The following is a 12,979-nucleotide window of genomic DNA, read 5'->3' on the forward strand; positions in this document are numbered from 1 at the left end:
GAATAAGTCCTCCTTATTATAAGTGTGAAGTATTTCTCCAAATATAGTGCACAAACTTCACATGTTCTCCATTTAATTCTACAGATGTTATATCTGATTCGTTTTGATAAGAAGAAAATCCGCTTTTTTCTAGTACAATTTGTGATGCGAGATTATTAGTCGTTGTTTTAGCATAAACTTCAGTAATTTCATTATTTTTCGCTACATCTAAAATTAATTTTACGGCTGCTGTTGCAACTCCTTTTTTAGTAAATTTTTCTCCGACACGATACCCGAGCGAACTAATTCGAGTTTCCGTATCTATATCTACTAAATTGATTCGCCCTACAATTTCTTTTTCTTCATTACGAATTAAATAAAAATAAGAATCTCCATCTGCCTGTTCTATTAATAAATCGTCTAGTAGTTTTTGGAAATATTCAAATTCAAAATATTTCGAGCCACGATTTGGTACCATTGTTTCAAAAAAAGATTTATTTATAAGTTCAAACGTAAATAAATCCTTAGCATCTTGTTTCTTTAGTTGCTCTATGTATATTTCCATTCCGTATTCTCCTTCTTGATTTACTAACTGTTATACATTCTTTTTTAATCAATTATATTCCTGCTATTTCTTTCGATTAAGTAATACAGATAGTAGCACTTTCGGATGAAAGAGATGAAATGGACTACGAATTAAATTCATCACTCGTACTAACCGAATATAAACATCAGAATTACTTACGGATAGTCGATATATTTGCTTCGTATACCATAGTTGAAATTTTTGTTTTGTAGTTAATTCTCTCTTTAGTTGCGGGTGACGTGATATTTCTGTTGTTGTCATATCCCAAGGGGTTTCTATTATAGTAGCTGCCTTTTTATAAAATTGTTGTGTAAATGTTTTATCAAGTTGTTTTCTATCTTGCAAAAGTAATTGCAATTGGTGAGCCTCCATAGCAGCAACTGATACGCCTTGGCCGAAAACGGGATCAAAACGACATTGCGCATCTCCAACAACTAATAATCCTTCTGGTACATTATTCACTAAATCAAATCGCCGGCGTACTTGATAAGGAATTTTGTATGTCTTTATATCAGTAATTCCCTCAGCCTTATTTAAGAAGTCTGTAACATTAGAAATTGATAGATTTTCAGCAAAATCATAAAACTCATCATCTGTTTGTGGTGCTTTCTCATTTGCGTATCCACTAAAAGTAACAAAATAACGATTATCTTCTATCGTTTGAATAAGAACGCCATAAGGGTTATCAGGGAAACTAGGAGACATTAGCATATTACAACAGTCTAACTCCTCATTTTCTTTAAGTTTGAACATTTTCGTTGCGTAAAATAAATCAATACGAACTTTCTCTTCTTGTACTTTAATTTCGTATTCTCGTAGCCACTCTATACTTTTCGAGCCAAATCCACTCGCATCAACTACAAGATCCGCATGAACTTCTTCTTGTGTGTTTGTCTCTAAATATTTAACTTTTACTCCACACACTTTGTTAAGCTTTGCATCTACCAATACCCCTTTAACCAATGTTTCATATTTAATAGTAATATTTGAAATTTGATGTATTCGTTTTTGAATATGCCATTCTAGCAAAGGACGACTTTGTTGAATCATATGTACTTCCCCTATGAACGGTTGTTTCCATAGACCGAATTGATGCCATTTCAAATCACGCGTAAAGTTGTTTATAATACTACCCGCTTCTATTAATTCGTTCGTAATATTAGGAAACAATTCTTCAATTGCGTTTTCTCCACCTTTTAATAACACGTGAGGATGATTACTTTGTGGAACTCTTTTTCTCGAAGACTTTCCATCCCATCTTTCACCAGCTTCTATAATGATTACTTCTTTAAAAGAAGTTGATAATGCTTTTGCTGCAAACTTTCCTGCCATACTTCCACCAATAACGATAGCCTTATTAAACATATTTTCCCCCTTAATAAAAAGAGATCCTGCCTTGTATGAATGAAACAGGATCTTAAACTAATTAACTTCTTTATCATTATACTTAAAATACATCAGTAAATTGCAACATTAAAATTAAAATACCTAATCCCCATACGTAATACGCGAATACTTTTAAGGAGTGACGTTTTAAATATTGAATCATCCATGAAACGGCTATGTATCCAAAAAACGCTGCTGATAACGTTCCGACAATTAAAGATGTGCTAGAAATAGATTCTGCTTTCCCTTGAAAAACGTCTACAAATTGCAAAATGATAGCTCCAACGATGGCTGGTGTCGATAGTAAAAAAGAAAAGTAAGCAGCAGTTTCACGGTCTAATTTTCTCCATAATGCAGCGACAATTGTCATTCCAGAACGGGAAATGGCTGGAAAAATAGCAGCAGCTTGAAATGAACCGATAATTAATGCGTCTTTATATGTTATGTCATCCATTTTTTTACGACCATTCTTTTGTTTATCTGCCATGTAGAGAAAGAATCCGGTCACTAAAAACTCCCAACCGATCGTGATTCCTGTTTTTGAAATATCTTCAAAGAAGTCTTTAAACAATAAACCAATTACAACTGCGGGTATTGTCCCAACGATAAGTAATAACATGAGCTTTGAAAATGGGTTTTTAATTAAATATATAAATTCTTTTTTGTAATAAATAAAAACCGCAAGTAAAGTCCCAATATGCAGCATCGTATCTAAAAATAAGCCAGCCTCATCTAATCGGAACAAATGCCTTCCTAAATAAAGATGTCCGGTACTACTGATTGGTAAAAATTCTGTTAAACCTTGAATTATACCTAGTATGAAAGCTTCTAACCAATTCATGATGGTCTCCTTTCTCTTTTGCTTGTACCAATATATGAGGGTTAAATTTTCGATATGAAAAAAACTATATTTCTCTATGAATTTACTTTTTATTTATGGATATATATGTAAAGAGGGGTAAGGAGGGTTATTATGTGGAAGCACACAAAATTCGGTAATGTATTACTTTGGGTGGGCCCTATCCTTGTATTTTTAGGACTATGTATGACAAATGTTATTTCAGATATTCCTTTCTTTGAGGGAAAACATAAAACGGTTGGTATTGTACTTATATTTATAGGTGTAATCTGTTTTGTTGCTGCTAATCATTTGAAAAAAGGAGAAAGATATGAAGAATAAATCTAAATAAAAAACAATCCTTGCATATTAGCTAGGATTGTTTTTTATTAATGTTGATTATTTGTAGAATACTTTATCAACGTTATATTTCGCTTTGTATTCATTAATGATATATGTTTCGTAAATTTCTCTTTCTGTTGGATCTTCTACGATACATGCATCAATGCGGTATACTTCATCACGGTGATTTTTAATTGGTGAAACATTATCTTCAAAATGCTTCTTAATACGTTGTCTAATTTTACGAGCTTTACCTACGAAAAGAAGTTCGTCATTAATATTGTAAAACATAAAAATGCCGCCTTTATCTCTAGGGAACAAGTGGAAATCGATAAATCCATTAATTGGAGTAATGATTGGCTCGTCTCCTTTAATAACTTGTTTACGTTCAGTAATTGAAACATCAGCTTCAGGAATATTAATTTTAATCAAGTTCATTCACGTCCTCTTTTATTATAAAGATAAATAATAGCATACATAAGTAAGAAAAGCTATGTTCAGAGGCATATTTCATTTTATAATTCAAATATTATAGGTGTATCATGTAAACTTTTCTTCCAAATCATATGATCACTGGATTCTCCCCAGTAATCTTTCAATACATAGTTAGGTTTTCCAAACTTTTTCGTCCATATACTTTGCGCATTTTTATATCCACTATCTAAACAATATTCTGTTATCCCTCTGCTAAGTAATGTAAGAAACATTGTATGTAGTAATAAACTCCCTATTCCCTTTCTTTGATACTCCGGAAGTATGAATACAGTTCCTATTTCATACAAATTTTTAAGTACACCACCTGTACAACTATTAATCAATGTACTTGCTGGACCGATTTCGATTGTTCCAATGATTTTATTGTTACTTGTATCAATTGCTAATAAAAAGTAACGACTTTCTCCGTTACTATCAAAATCACTTTTCAAATACTGCTTTTTTGAGTTAATTTCATTTTCTATGTCATCCAATAATTGTGACAGTCCTTCATTTTTGTATGTATTTGTAATAACTATACGGAAAAATAAATATAGTTCATCTACATCATTCAAATTCGGTCGTCTAACTGCAACGTTAGTCATGAATTCAATCTCCAATCCTCATTATGCCATTGTCAATACAACACTTTATATAATCTATTCATCATTATTCTGCAAAAACCTGCATAAATCCAACAGTATAGAAAGCTCATTATAAATATTGATAAAATAATTTTTATATCCATAGTTGTATGAACAGCAGGACCAAGTACCGGAAAGTGGAAAACATCGAGAACGATCATAATACCTATAAGTAGACAAGTTGCTGAAAAAGAAACAATCCATATTCTCCTCTTTAATTTTAAAAAGGATACTCCTAAGGCTAGACCTAATAAGCCTGTAGTAAAAGGAAAGACAATTAGTTCACTGGGCTCAATAATAAATAATAGAAAAATAGTAAGAATATAAGAAAGTATTCCCTCACGAATAGAATAGAAAATAGCAAAAAAAATCGGTAATGTCGAAAATGGACTAATGAGCAAACCTATACCAGGAACTAAGTTCCCAGCTGCTTGAAACATGGTGGCCAATGCACTCATCAAAGCTGTAAGTACTAACTTATTCGCAAGGGACAATTTTCTTTTATGAACAAAGCTCGTATCATGTTCTATCATCAGTTGATACCAATAACGTACAAACCAATTCATTAAAATACCCCCTAAAGATACCACATTCATTACTTTCTATATTATTCATACACTTATGGTTTATGAGTTGCTTTCTATTTGTTATGAATTACTATATAATAAAAGACTTTTAGGGGGATAAATTGTGCGTGTTGAAACAAAATGAATTCCTTGGATTATTAAACTGCGAGTATATATCGTATCAAGGAATAATTTCAAAAATGGTACCTTTGTTAAAATCAGTTACTTTCATAGAACTGTAAACTCCTAAATATAATTTAGTTTGATCCGAATTTGTTCCTAAACTCATATAATAAGCTGCTTGCGTACCAAAATCATAATTGGTTTCAATAGCATAAAAGTCAGCATGTTTACCGTCTGTACCTGCTCTAGTATAGGCTAAAACACCCTTAACTGGAGACTGAGATTCTCCTTTCTTGGCAAGGTCAGTAAAAACAACGCTACCTGTTAAATTTGGAATTGCATTTCCCATATATGGCTGAACTCCTGTAAGTGAAGTTCCTCCAAACTTATCTGTTCTAGAATCTTTATGAAAATAACTAAGTAGAGGCAGAATACGCTTCACTGAAGTTTGTATTGTTTCATCATAATAAACCATTGTTCTCTCATCTGAAGTCTGATTCTCAGAACAATGTCGTATAAAAGAAGTAGGTAAATCCCCTTCCCATCCTCGCCACCCAAAATTGATAAACCCATCTTGATTGGGAGTTAACCTCATAAAATGCATTTGAACAAGTTCTGTTACCAGTATAGGTTTATATTGAACAAATGAAAAAATAGACTCTACAATATCTTGTCCGACATTTCCGGCGTATTTGATATATTGATTATAAAACCTTTGAAATGAAATGCCGGTTATATTACGTACTCCTTTTGCAATTACTGTAAGTGTTTCTTGTATAGATAAAGGAAGTTCATTAAAGCGTGTAACTACAGGAGGGTTATTTATAAATGTATTTTTACTTACATCGATTTCAATTATTTTTCCTGCTATTTCTAAATCATCTTGGCTTAAATTAAATGGATCATAACCTGATCCGCCATCTCCATTTGTAAAAACAAGTTTTCCAGTCTCAGGTGAAAAGTTTAAACTATTGACTCCGTTATGATTAAAAAATGGTCTTCTTACATTCAGTAATGTTCGTCGTTTTTGAGCTTGACCATTAGATTGTAAAGTCCATTCTTCCACTGTATCAATGTGATCATATTGCGTATTTCTATTAACCCACTTTAAATTTAACGTTTTAGGGTCACAAGGATTCGGTTTAAATTGTTCAGAAAGTGCACCTGGTCCTTGAGTTCCGGCTACTGAATAATGAAGATAAAATAACCCATTTTGATAAAATTGTGGATGGAACGCAAGTCCTAGCAATCCGCGTTCATCATAACCGCTACTAGAAACACCTTCTTCAAATGTACCTAATTTAATAATTAGGTGACGAATATCTAAAAATGTCTTTATAACTCCGTCCCCTATGTAAAAAATCTCTCCTAATTGAGTTGCGATAAATAGTCTTTCGGTCGATTCACCTGGAAGTATCGTTGTTTTCAATACAGTTGGTAAATTTACGTTATGAACAATGGGTCGTAAACTAACTTTAACTTTTGTCAATTAACTGTACACCCCTTTTTCTTCTTTTTTATAGAAGAATATGATTAGAGTAGTTCTGTTAGTATCAAATAAGTTTTATTCCTTTTTATTACAATTTTGTATATAATATAATTATAAATAATCTGGGGGACGAACTATGATAATCGTACTACAAATCATCTTACCACTAATTTTCGCAGTCTATTTATTTACCCTCTATCGTAAAGGGACGTATGGATCAGCTTCATTCCTTTTAGCAGTCATGATAGGAATTTTCGGTTTAGAGAATATTTTTCAGCATGCTAGTCTAACAGATCATGCTATTTATCCATATTGGGGCAGTTTGAAGGCTGTTGTTATCGTTTTAACAGTCGTATTTCTATTTAAAAAAGGTGGTTTAACAGGAAAATATTGATTTTTAATGCGTTACATATTTTCTTGTTAAATTGCTTTTATTTTATAAAAGAAGAAATATTTATGTGAAAACAAGAAGGGATGTGTTACATATGTCTATAAATATTATTTCAATAGTTTCTATCATAATATGGATTGTGTTAATTACAGAACTTATAAAACCTTCAAAAGAACAGAATGGACGAAAAATAGTAACTTTAGTAACTGCTGGTTCCGCATCAACACTTATTTTGACGGTTTCATTTATTCAAAATATCCCGTTTTGGAATTGATAGTGATATAACTAACAAAAATATGTATAAATAAAAAGATTAGGGTTCACTCCTAATCTTTTTATATTTTGAGGTAGCACCACATGCCCGGCAAGCTAAGGTCTTGAAGTAGCCCCTAAACAAAATTTAAAATTTTTCTAAAGTTATTTATGTGAATTTAACTCGTTTTCAGGAACATATGTGGTCCTTTTATAATTTGAAGTTCTTTTTAAGCTTCTTATATTTTCTATACGAACGTCTAACAATGTTTAACATAAAATACGGTATTTTAACAGAGAAAGGCAATTTATAAATGAAAGGAAAATAAAAGGTGAAATATGCCTTTTCTAGATCCCTCCACTTACTATCTTCTTTTGTTTTTAAGAAATCAGATACATCGACTACATATCCCCTTCCTTTTTCCATCATCACATTTTTCCCGTGAACATCACAAGGAGTTAATCCTTGTTCCCTCGCATACTCTAAAGCTTTATTTATATCAAGGATCACCTGCTTAGGAATTTTAATCCCCTTATGAAGGGCATCGTATAAGGTAATTTCTTTTAAACGTTTCAATACTATGAAATTTTCCCCTTTATATATAAGCTTTGAATAAGAAGGATGATCTCCAATTCTTCGGTATACTTCTGATTCTTTTTCAATTCCTTCTCCTTCTCGCACGTAAACTTTCACTACCCAATCTTTGTATTCTCTGTGCATGAATACTGCGGCATAATTACCTGTTCCTAAACACTTCCAAAGTCTAGGAATATCTTTAACTACTACAGGCTCGAATTCATCATCACTTCTTATACTTACCTCTTTTAATAATTCGTCATTTATCAATCCCACAAAACTATTTATACTCATCATTCCCACTCCGGTTTTGCTAAAAGGGGCCCACCCACATTTTAACGAAAATATACACTAAGCGAATTTTAGCATAACATGCCAAATCTATATTACTCTATTTTATAATCTAAAACATTGTTTAGAAATGTAGCAAGGGTTTGTTAATGGTTCAATTCTTCTTTCACTACTATTTTTGTTAGCTAACACTTTTATTGTTTTAATAATCTTTTGTTTAATTCCCACAATGCTGTTTTGTTGCTATCCCATTTCAAAAACGTTACTGCTTCCTCAAAGCATAACCATTTATAATTAAAGTGTTCTTTAGATAATGATATGTTTTTTGTAGGAACTTTAACTCCAAAAGAAAATTCTTTTATTACATAAACCTCTTCTCCCCAAAGGAATCCTCCAACTACATCCTCTACTGGTAGTGAAGACACAGAATCTAATTGTATATATGGACATTCTCTTGTAATACCAGCCTCTTCAAACGCTTCCCGTTTTGCTGATTCAATAGGAATCTCACCGTCTTCTCCGCCACCAGCTATTCCTTGCCAATAACTATAATCACTTCTTTTGAAAATAGCATATTGAATGGAATTAGCAGTTTTTATATAAGGAAATATCAATACTTGATATGGCGCTCTCATTGCTTAAGCTCCTCTCGAAAATAAGTTTTAAATAAATATAAACAAAGAGCCGACATCACAATTCTACATTATTAATGCAGGTTTATAATGTCGGCCTTCTATTTTTAAAGAATTTTATTTTTCATAACCAGGTTTACTCTTAACAGAGGAAAAACTGCTTATTCCCTGTCGAATGTGTTTAGCATGGTTTTTCCTAAATGTTAGCAGTACCCTATATTATTCAATTGCGCCAGCAACATCATAATCATTTAAATCTAATTCAATCGGTTGTCCGAGCGCTAGTTTAGCAAGTTCCGCTCCTAGATATGGACCAGCTGTTAAACCCGAAGCCCCTAATCCATTCGCAACGAGAATTCCTTCAAAGTTAGGTAGTGGTCCGATAACAGGTAAGAATCCTGGTGTAAATGGTCTGAATCCAACTCTCGTTTCAAGCATTGTAGCATTTTCTAAGCCAGGTGCAATTGCTAATGCCTTATGGAATACTTCATGTAAACCACCTGCTGTTACACGATGATCGAAACCAGTATCATTCTCATGTGTTGCACCAATTACGACATGCCCATTGTCAAACGTTAAAATATATTGATCGTTCGGTGGCATAACAACTGGCATATTTTCTGTTGCTGTATTCTCGATTTGCAGATGAACAATTTGTCCTTTTTGGAATGTAACTAAGAAATTAATTCCTAATGGATTCAAGATTTCGTTCGCCCATGCGCCTGCAGTTACAATAACCTTTTCCGCTAAAATTGTTTCATCGTTTACTGTAACTCCCGTAATATGATTTCCTTCACGGACTAATATAGCATCGCCTTTTATTAAAGTTGCACCATGTTTTTTCGCAGCACTTATTAATGCATTGCGTAATAATCTTCCATTTACTCGTGCAGCACCACTAATATGAACAGAACTATATTCGTCTGATAATGCTGGGAATAATTTTTTTGTTTCTTCAGCTGATAAGCGAGTGATTTCACCAATCTCTGGGGCATCTTCACGTCGTTTATAAGCTCGCTCTTCCATTTGATCTAACTTTTTCTCGTCAGTATGTAAACTAATTGCACCTACACGATTATATCCTGTGTCAGTTTCACCGTCTTCTTCTAATTGCTGAATTAACGAAGAATAGTAACGTGCACCGCCTTTAACAATTTTATACCATGCTTTATTACGACGCTGCGATAGCCATGGACATACAATACCTGCTCCTGCATCAGTTGCTTGCCCTAATTGTTGGCGATCCACGATAGTAACATTCGCACCTGCCTTAGCAAGATGATAAGCAGTAGACGCTCCTAAAATTCCAGATCCAACTACAATATACGATTTCATCTCAAACACCTTTTCTCTTTTGCTAATTATATAAATATAAGAACATTCCTTAGTATAATAGAAGGAATGCTTTTTTCAATGTACTCATCACAATTAATTGTTGCAGCATTGTGACTTTCTTAATCATTATTTTTTCTTCTTACGGAATAATTCAATTGTTTTATAGCCTTGTGAAAGGATCTCTATCATTTTCTCTAGACGTTTTTCACGTGTTTTTTCTTGTTTTACAGAAAAAAGATTACGTGCCCAATCTTTCTGATATCCAGGCGTTAAACTTTGATAAAACTTAAGTTCATTCGGATGATTAGCTAATAATGCTTCAACATCTTTAATTCGATCTGCATAATCGGCAACACATTGACTCATAGCAGATGTTTTCGTTGTTTTTTTCTTCTCGCGTTTTAAACCTACAACAGTAAAGACTTCATCCATACTTACCATTCGTGCAAATTTAATATCACTTTCTCCCACATAACCATCTTCTCCAACATTTAATGCCGGAAACATCTCATCACGGTGAATAAACGTACTATAACGAGCATTACCTTTTTTCGGATATGCGAAGAATACGTAACCTTTTTCAATTAGTAATTCTTCATTACTTATAATAAAATTCGTTTGTTTCACCATTTCATCAAGCGTTTCTACAAATATAAAGATAGCATCGTGTTCTTTTGAGAATGCAGTTTCTTTACCTGTAAAAATGTCATAATCACTTGGTTCGTTAATAACGACCATATTTGTATACTTATTAAGTTTCAATTTATCAATAACTGACATATTAATCTTCCTTTACATTCAAAATTCATTGTACATACTTTTGCGTACTGTTCTAGTGTATTATATGTATTAAGAAAATCAACTTTAAATCGTATTATTCTGCTGCAAAAGAATATAATTCTTTACTAGATGGGGTGGTTTTATGCCATATGTAATCCGAGATGAAGGGCTAGTTTTACAAGGGGATGATGGAAAAGAACCAATTTTTCATACATATGAAGAAGCGGAGGAAACATTAAAAACATTAACTATACCGCAGTTTCCGAAACATATTAGAAGAAAACCATTTACACCAAAAATAATAAAGATAGCCGCTTCTGAATAAGAACCGGCTATCTTTATTATTCATAACTTAATAGCAAATAAAGTATATAAAAACTCTTTATATTGATCTTCTGTAATTTTACGCTTAGTTTTTTCCCCATGAATAATTTCGGTTAAACTTGTATTCGTTAATGAAATATGGCCAGAGTTCGTCAACTTTACTGCAATTGGTCCTTTATTAAAAATAGACTTCTCATCTTCTATCACTCTTCTTTGAACATCGTTTACTACTATCTCATTAATATTAGGTTTATAAAAAGCATGACAAACTTTCCATTCTCCATCAGTATCTATTCTTTCTAAAACATAAATTCCTTTACTTGTATCTTTTCGTCTCACTCGGTACGAACCATTTTTTGAAGAAACAGACTCGCCAGTAAAAGGTACAGGAACAAGAGGTACTAACGAAGCTATACCTACATCAATTAAATACTGTAGATTATCATAAGTTAAAATAATTGTTATATGACCATCCTCCAGTGCCCATGCATTTATATCATTTTTATACACCGTACCTAATGCCAGTTGTACATCATAGCCACAGTCTTTTAAGAAATAGTAAAAAAGAGTATTTAATTCGTAGCAAAGTCCACCACGGGAACTAGTTAAAATTTTCTCTCGTAAGTTTTCCAGAGAGATTTGATTCGTATTTCGTGCTATAACATCTAAATTCTCAAATGGTATAGTGTGTGCAAACGAAAAGAGTATGGTAGGTAATTCTTCAAACGTTACATCATTACATTTTTTAAGATTTAATCTTGTGAAAAGCTGATCTTGTAAACTTGTCATATTTAGCACCCCTTAAAAATTTATAAGTTTAAATAATATATGCTGATTGTAAATTTTAAGGGGCACTGTAACAACGTACATTTCATTTAACTGTACCGGTACAAAAATTACGATTCACGAGGTAAATTAATAGAAGGCGTCATTACAAATGCCTTTTCTGTAATTACTTCTTTTTGGAGTAGATCAAAAGCTACGAATATAAATTTAATAGTTTATCTATAGGCAAATTATTAATATCACTTAAATCAACAAAATATTGAAGTTGCCACATTTGACTCTTTTTAGCTTGATTGCTAACAGTGGTATCCCAAACAGGATAAATTCTCATTGCCATTTTCCCTGTTTGACTTTGTGTTCTCAATATTTTTTCTTTAAGAAGAATCTCTTTAGGAAAAATAAATTGTCCTAGTTTATTATCAGCAATACAAGTGATTACTAATAAATCAGGAGCAGCTTCATAAGAGAAAGCTCTATTTCGCATATTTTCATCTTTCTCCCAAAAAGAAACAAATTGACCAATTTTATTAGGTGTAACTTTTGATTTTCTAAAACGAATAGTTTTGTTATTTAAATGGAATAAACATCCTGCATATTCTGCGTTTTGCTTTTCTTCTTTTAGATTCGTAATCATTAAGTTGTTAGGTTTGTAAACTATATTATTTAAATTTTGGATTATATTATTAAAATTGTTCAAGAAAACTCCCCCTTTATTCATCTCTTAGTTTACCACAAACATCAGTTCTTCTATATCGTATATAATCATGAACTAAGTGAAATGGGGGAATTTAGCGGGATATAATTATTACTTTAATGTACTTAGTTTTTCAATTGCTTGTTGTTCAGTTGCTAAGTAAAAAATGTCATTCCCTTTATTACATTCATAAATAAAATCCTTTAAGCTTTTACTAGTATACATAGAGAAATCTCCAACAATAGCAATCTTTACCTTGTAGTTTATAAACTTTTGAAGGATATCGCCCGCAAGCCGTGTTTTTAGATCAAAGAAATCTTCACTTATTAAAGATTTATGGATAATAATATGTTTCGCATCTACCTCATATTGAACTGTTGCCATAGTATCTAATGCAGACTGAACATCCGATATTAATACCTTATCGTTTCTAATGACCGCAATATTGATTCCATCGATTACTACTTTCTTTATTTCCATAGTCCCACCC

18 protein-coding genes are annotated in these 12,979 nt (G+C 32.3%); 4 read left to right on the forward strand and 14 right to left on the reverse strand.

The window, feature by feature from the left end:
* Positions 1–16: 16 nt before the first annotated feature.
* The 3 genes from EBQ15_RS06085 to EBQ15_RS06095 form a co-directional block, all read right to left on the reverse strand.
* The gene (locus EBQ15_RS06085) at positions 17–544 is read right to left on the reverse strand and encodes a GNAT family N-acetyltransferase (protein WP_000409232.1); all 528 of its coding nucleotides are present in this window, start codon (positions 542–544) and stop codon (positions 17–19) included.
* 63 nt (positions 545–607) lie between these two features.
* Positions 608–1,930 carry an FAD-dependent oxidoreductase gene (locus EBQ15_RS06090; protein WP_000482054.1) on the reverse strand — a complete coding sequence of 441 codons (1,323 nt, stop codon included), beginning with the start codon at positions 1,928–1,930 and terminating at the stop codon, positions 608–610.
* An 82-nt stretch (positions 1,931–2,012) separates the two neighbouring features.
* On the reverse strand, positions 2,013–2,792 hold the full coding sequence (locus EBQ15_RS06095) for an undecaprenyl-diphosphate phosphatase (protein ID WP_001104298.1): 780 nt from the start codon (positions 2,790–2,792) through the stop codon (positions 2,013–2,015).
* 132 nt (positions 2,793–2,924) lie between these two features.
* Here EBQ15_RS06095 and EBQ15_RS06100 point away from each other — a divergent pair, with 132 nt between their 5' ends.
* Positions 2,925–3,131 (forward strand): hypothetical protein, encoded by a 207-nt coding sequence (locus EBQ15_RS06100; RefSeq protein WP_000265477.1) that lies wholly within the window; start codon positions 2,925–2,927, stop codon positions 3,129–3,131.
* A gap of 57 nt (positions 3,132–3,188) precedes the next feature.
* Here the strand turns inward: EBQ15_RS06100 and EBQ15_RS06105 are convergent, their stop codons facing one another.
* From EBQ15_RS06105 to EBQ15_RS06120, 4 genes are all read right to left on the reverse strand, one after another.
* Positions 3,189–3,569, reverse strand: coding sequence for a nucleotide excision repair endonuclease (locus tag EBQ15_RS06105; RefSeq protein WP_001048941.1), 381 nt, complete (start codon positions 3,567–3,569; stop codon positions 3,189–3,191).
* Positions 3,570–3,646: 77 nt separating this feature from the next.
* Entirely contained in the window at positions 3,647–4,210 is a 564-nt protein-coding gene (locus EBQ15_RS06110) for a GNAT family N-acetyltransferase (RefSeq protein ID WP_000185963.1), read from the reverse strand.
* Positions 4,211–4,242: 32 nt separating this feature from the next.
* Positions 4,243–4,815, reverse strand: coding sequence for a YybS family protein (locus EBQ15_RS06115; RefSeq protein ID WP_001103993.1), 573 nt, complete (start codon positions 4,813–4,815; stop codon positions 4,243–4,245).
* Between the two features lie 181 nt (positions 4,816–4,996).
* A complete protein-coding gene (locus EBQ15_RS06120; RefSeq protein ID WP_000170005.1) occupies positions 4,997–6,427 on the reverse strand; it encodes a PQQ-dependent sugar dehydrogenase in 1,431 nt (476 codons plus the stop codon).
* A 136-nt stretch (positions 6,428–6,563) separates the two neighbouring features.
* On the opposite strand from EBQ15_RS06120, the gene EBQ15_RS06125 reads away from it, so the two are divergent.
* Both EBQ15_RS06125 and EBQ15_RS06130 read left to right on the forward strand, forming a co-directional pair.
* Entirely contained in the window at positions 6,564–6,821 is a 258-nt protein-coding gene (locus EBQ15_RS06125) for a hypothetical protein (protein ID WP_000587705.1), read from the forward strand.
* 91 nt (positions 6,822–6,912) lie between these two features.
* A complete protein-coding gene (locus EBQ15_RS06130) occupies positions 6,913–7,092 on the forward strand; it encodes a hypothetical protein (protein WP_000026325.1) in 180 nt (59 codons plus the stop codon).
* Positions 7,093–7,281: 189 nt separating this feature from the next.
* On the opposite strand, the gene EBQ15_RS06135 is transcribed toward EBQ15_RS06130, so the two are convergent.
* The 4 genes from EBQ15_RS06135 to EBQ15_RS06150 all read right to left on the reverse strand — a co-directional run bounded on the left by EBQ15_RS06135 (position 7,282) and on the right by EBQ15_RS06150 (position 10,685).
* On the reverse strand, positions 7,282–7,941 hold the full coding sequence (locus EBQ15_RS06135; RefSeq protein ID WP_000026530.1) for a protein kinase family protein: 660 nt from the start codon (positions 7,939–7,941) through the stop codon (positions 7,282–7,284).
* Between the two features lie 191 nt (positions 7,942–8,132).
* Positions 8,133–8,573 carry an NUDIX hydrolase gene (locus EBQ15_RS06140; protein ID WP_001202591.1) on the reverse strand — a complete coding sequence of 147 codons (441 nt, stop codon included), beginning with the start codon at positions 8,571–8,573 and terminating at the stop codon, positions 8,133–8,135.
* Between the two features lie 216 nt (positions 8,574–8,789).
* Complete coding sequence (locus EBQ15_RS06145) at positions 8,790–9,905, reverse strand: NAD(P)/FAD-dependent oxidoreductase (RefSeq protein ID WP_000844388.1); 1,116 nt, start codon at positions 9,903–9,905, stop codon at positions 8,790–8,792.
* Positions 9,906–10,031: 126 nt separating this feature from the next.
* Positions 10,032–10,685 carry a YdeI/OmpD-associated family protein gene (locus EBQ15_RS06150; RefSeq protein WP_000110844.1) on the reverse strand — a complete coding sequence of 218 codons (654 nt, stop codon included), beginning with the start codon at positions 10,683–10,685 and terminating at the stop codon, positions 10,032–10,034.
* Positions 10,686–10,827: 142 nt separating this feature from the next.
* Between EBQ15_RS06150 and EBQ15_RS06155 the strand changes: the two genes are divergently transcribed.
* Complete coding sequence (locus EBQ15_RS06155) at positions 10,828–11,010, forward strand: hypothetical protein (RefSeq protein ID WP_001147158.1); 183 nt, start codon at positions 10,828–10,830, stop codon at positions 11,008–11,010.
* A 20-nt stretch (positions 11,011–11,030) separates the two neighbouring features.
* Here the strand turns inward: EBQ15_RS06155 and EBQ15_RS06160 are convergent, their stop codons facing one another.
* The 3 genes from EBQ15_RS06160 to EBQ15_RS06170 form a co-directional block, all read right to left on the reverse strand.
* Positions 11,031–11,798, reverse strand: a complete 768-nt coding sequence (locus EBQ15_RS06160) for an arylamine N-acetyltransferase family protein (RefSeq protein ID WP_000202743.1) — start codon at positions 11,796–11,798, stop codon at positions 11,031–11,033.
* 190 nt (positions 11,799–11,988) lie between these two features.
* Complete coding sequence (locus EBQ15_RS06165; protein WP_080451570.1) at positions 11,989–12,513, reverse strand: MepB family protein; 525 nt, start codon at positions 12,511–12,513, stop codon at positions 11,989–11,991.
* A gap of 87 nt (positions 12,514–12,600) precedes the next feature.
* Complete coding sequence (locus tag EBQ15_RS06170; protein WP_000403464.1) at positions 12,601–12,969, reverse strand: DUF4180 domain-containing protein; 369 nt, start codon at positions 12,967–12,969, stop codon at positions 12,601–12,603.
* Positions 12,970–12,979 lie beyond the last annotated feature (10 nt).

The sequence above is a fragment of the Bacillus sp. 2D03 genome (assembly GCF_003946765.1).
Lineage (GTDB): Bacteria > Bacillota > Bacilli > Bacillales > Bacillaceae_G > Bacillus_A > Bacillus_A cereus.

Bases quoted from the DNA above. Each gene is read 5' to 3' on its own strand.
- EBQ15_RS06085 (WP_000409232.1), bottom strand. From the start codon at position 544: ATGGAAATATACATAGAGCAACTAAAGAAACAAGATGCTAAGGATTTA.
- EBQ15_RS06090 (WP_000482054.1), bottom strand. From the start codon at position 1,930: ATGTTTAATAAGGCTATCGTTATTGGTGGAAGTATGGCAGGAAAGTTT.
- EBQ15_RS06095 (WP_001104298.1), bottom strand. From the start codon at position 2,792: ATGAATTGGTTAGAAGCTTTCATACTAGGTATAATTCAAGGTTTAACA.
- EBQ15_RS06100 (WP_000265477.1), top strand. From the start codon at position 2,925: ATGTGGAAGCACACAAAATTCGGTAATGTATTACTTTGGGTGGGCCCT.
- EBQ15_RS06105 (WP_001048941.1), bottom strand. From the start codon at position 3,569: ATGAACTTGATTAAAATTAATATTCCTGAAGCTGATGTTTCAATTACT.
- EBQ15_RS06110 (WP_000185963.1), bottom strand. From the start codon at position 4,210: ATGACTAACGTTGCAGTTAGACGACCGAATTTGAATGATGTAGATGAA.
- EBQ15_RS06115 (WP_001103993.1), bottom strand. From the start codon at position 4,815: ATGAATTGGTTTGTACGTTATTGGTATCAACTGATGATAGAACATGAT.
- EBQ15_RS06125 (WP_000587705.1), top strand. From the start codon at position 6,564: ATGATAATCGTACTACAAATCATCTTACCACTAATTTTCGCAGTCTAT.
- EBQ15_RS06130 (WP_000026325.1), top strand. From the start codon at position 6,913: ATGTCTATAAATATTATTTCAATAGTTTCTATCATAATATGGATTGTG.
- EBQ15_RS06135 (WP_000026530.1), bottom strand. From the start codon at position 7,941: ATGAGTATAAATAGTTTTGTGGGATTGATAAATGACGAATTATTAAAA.
- EBQ15_RS06140 (WP_001202591.1), bottom strand. From the start codon at position 8,573: ATGAGAGCGCCATATCAAGTATTGATATTTCCTTATATAAAAACTGCT.
- EBQ15_RS06145 (WP_000844388.1), bottom strand. From the start codon at position 9,905: ATGAAATCGTATATTGTAGTTGGATCTGGAATTTTAGGAGCGTCTACT.
- EBQ15_RS06150 (WP_000110844.1), bottom strand. From the start codon at position 10,685: ATGTCAGTTATTGATAAATTGAAACTTAATAAGTATACAAATATGGTC.
- EBQ15_RS06155 (WP_001147158.1), top strand. From the start codon at position 10,828: ATGCCATATGTAATCCGAGATGAAGGGCTAGTTTTACAAGGGGATGAT.
- EBQ15_RS06160 (WP_000202743.1), bottom strand. From the start codon at position 11,798: ATGACAAGTTTACAAGATCAGCTTTTCACAAGATTAAATCTTAAAAAA.
- EBQ15_RS06165 (WP_080451570.1), bottom strand. From the start codon at position 12,513: ATGAATAAAGGGGGAGTTTTCTTGAACAATTTTAATAATATAATCCAA.
- EBQ15_RS06170 (WP_000403464.1), bottom strand. From the start codon at position 12,969: ATGGAAATAAAGAAAGTAGTAATCGATGGAATCAATATTGCGGTCATT.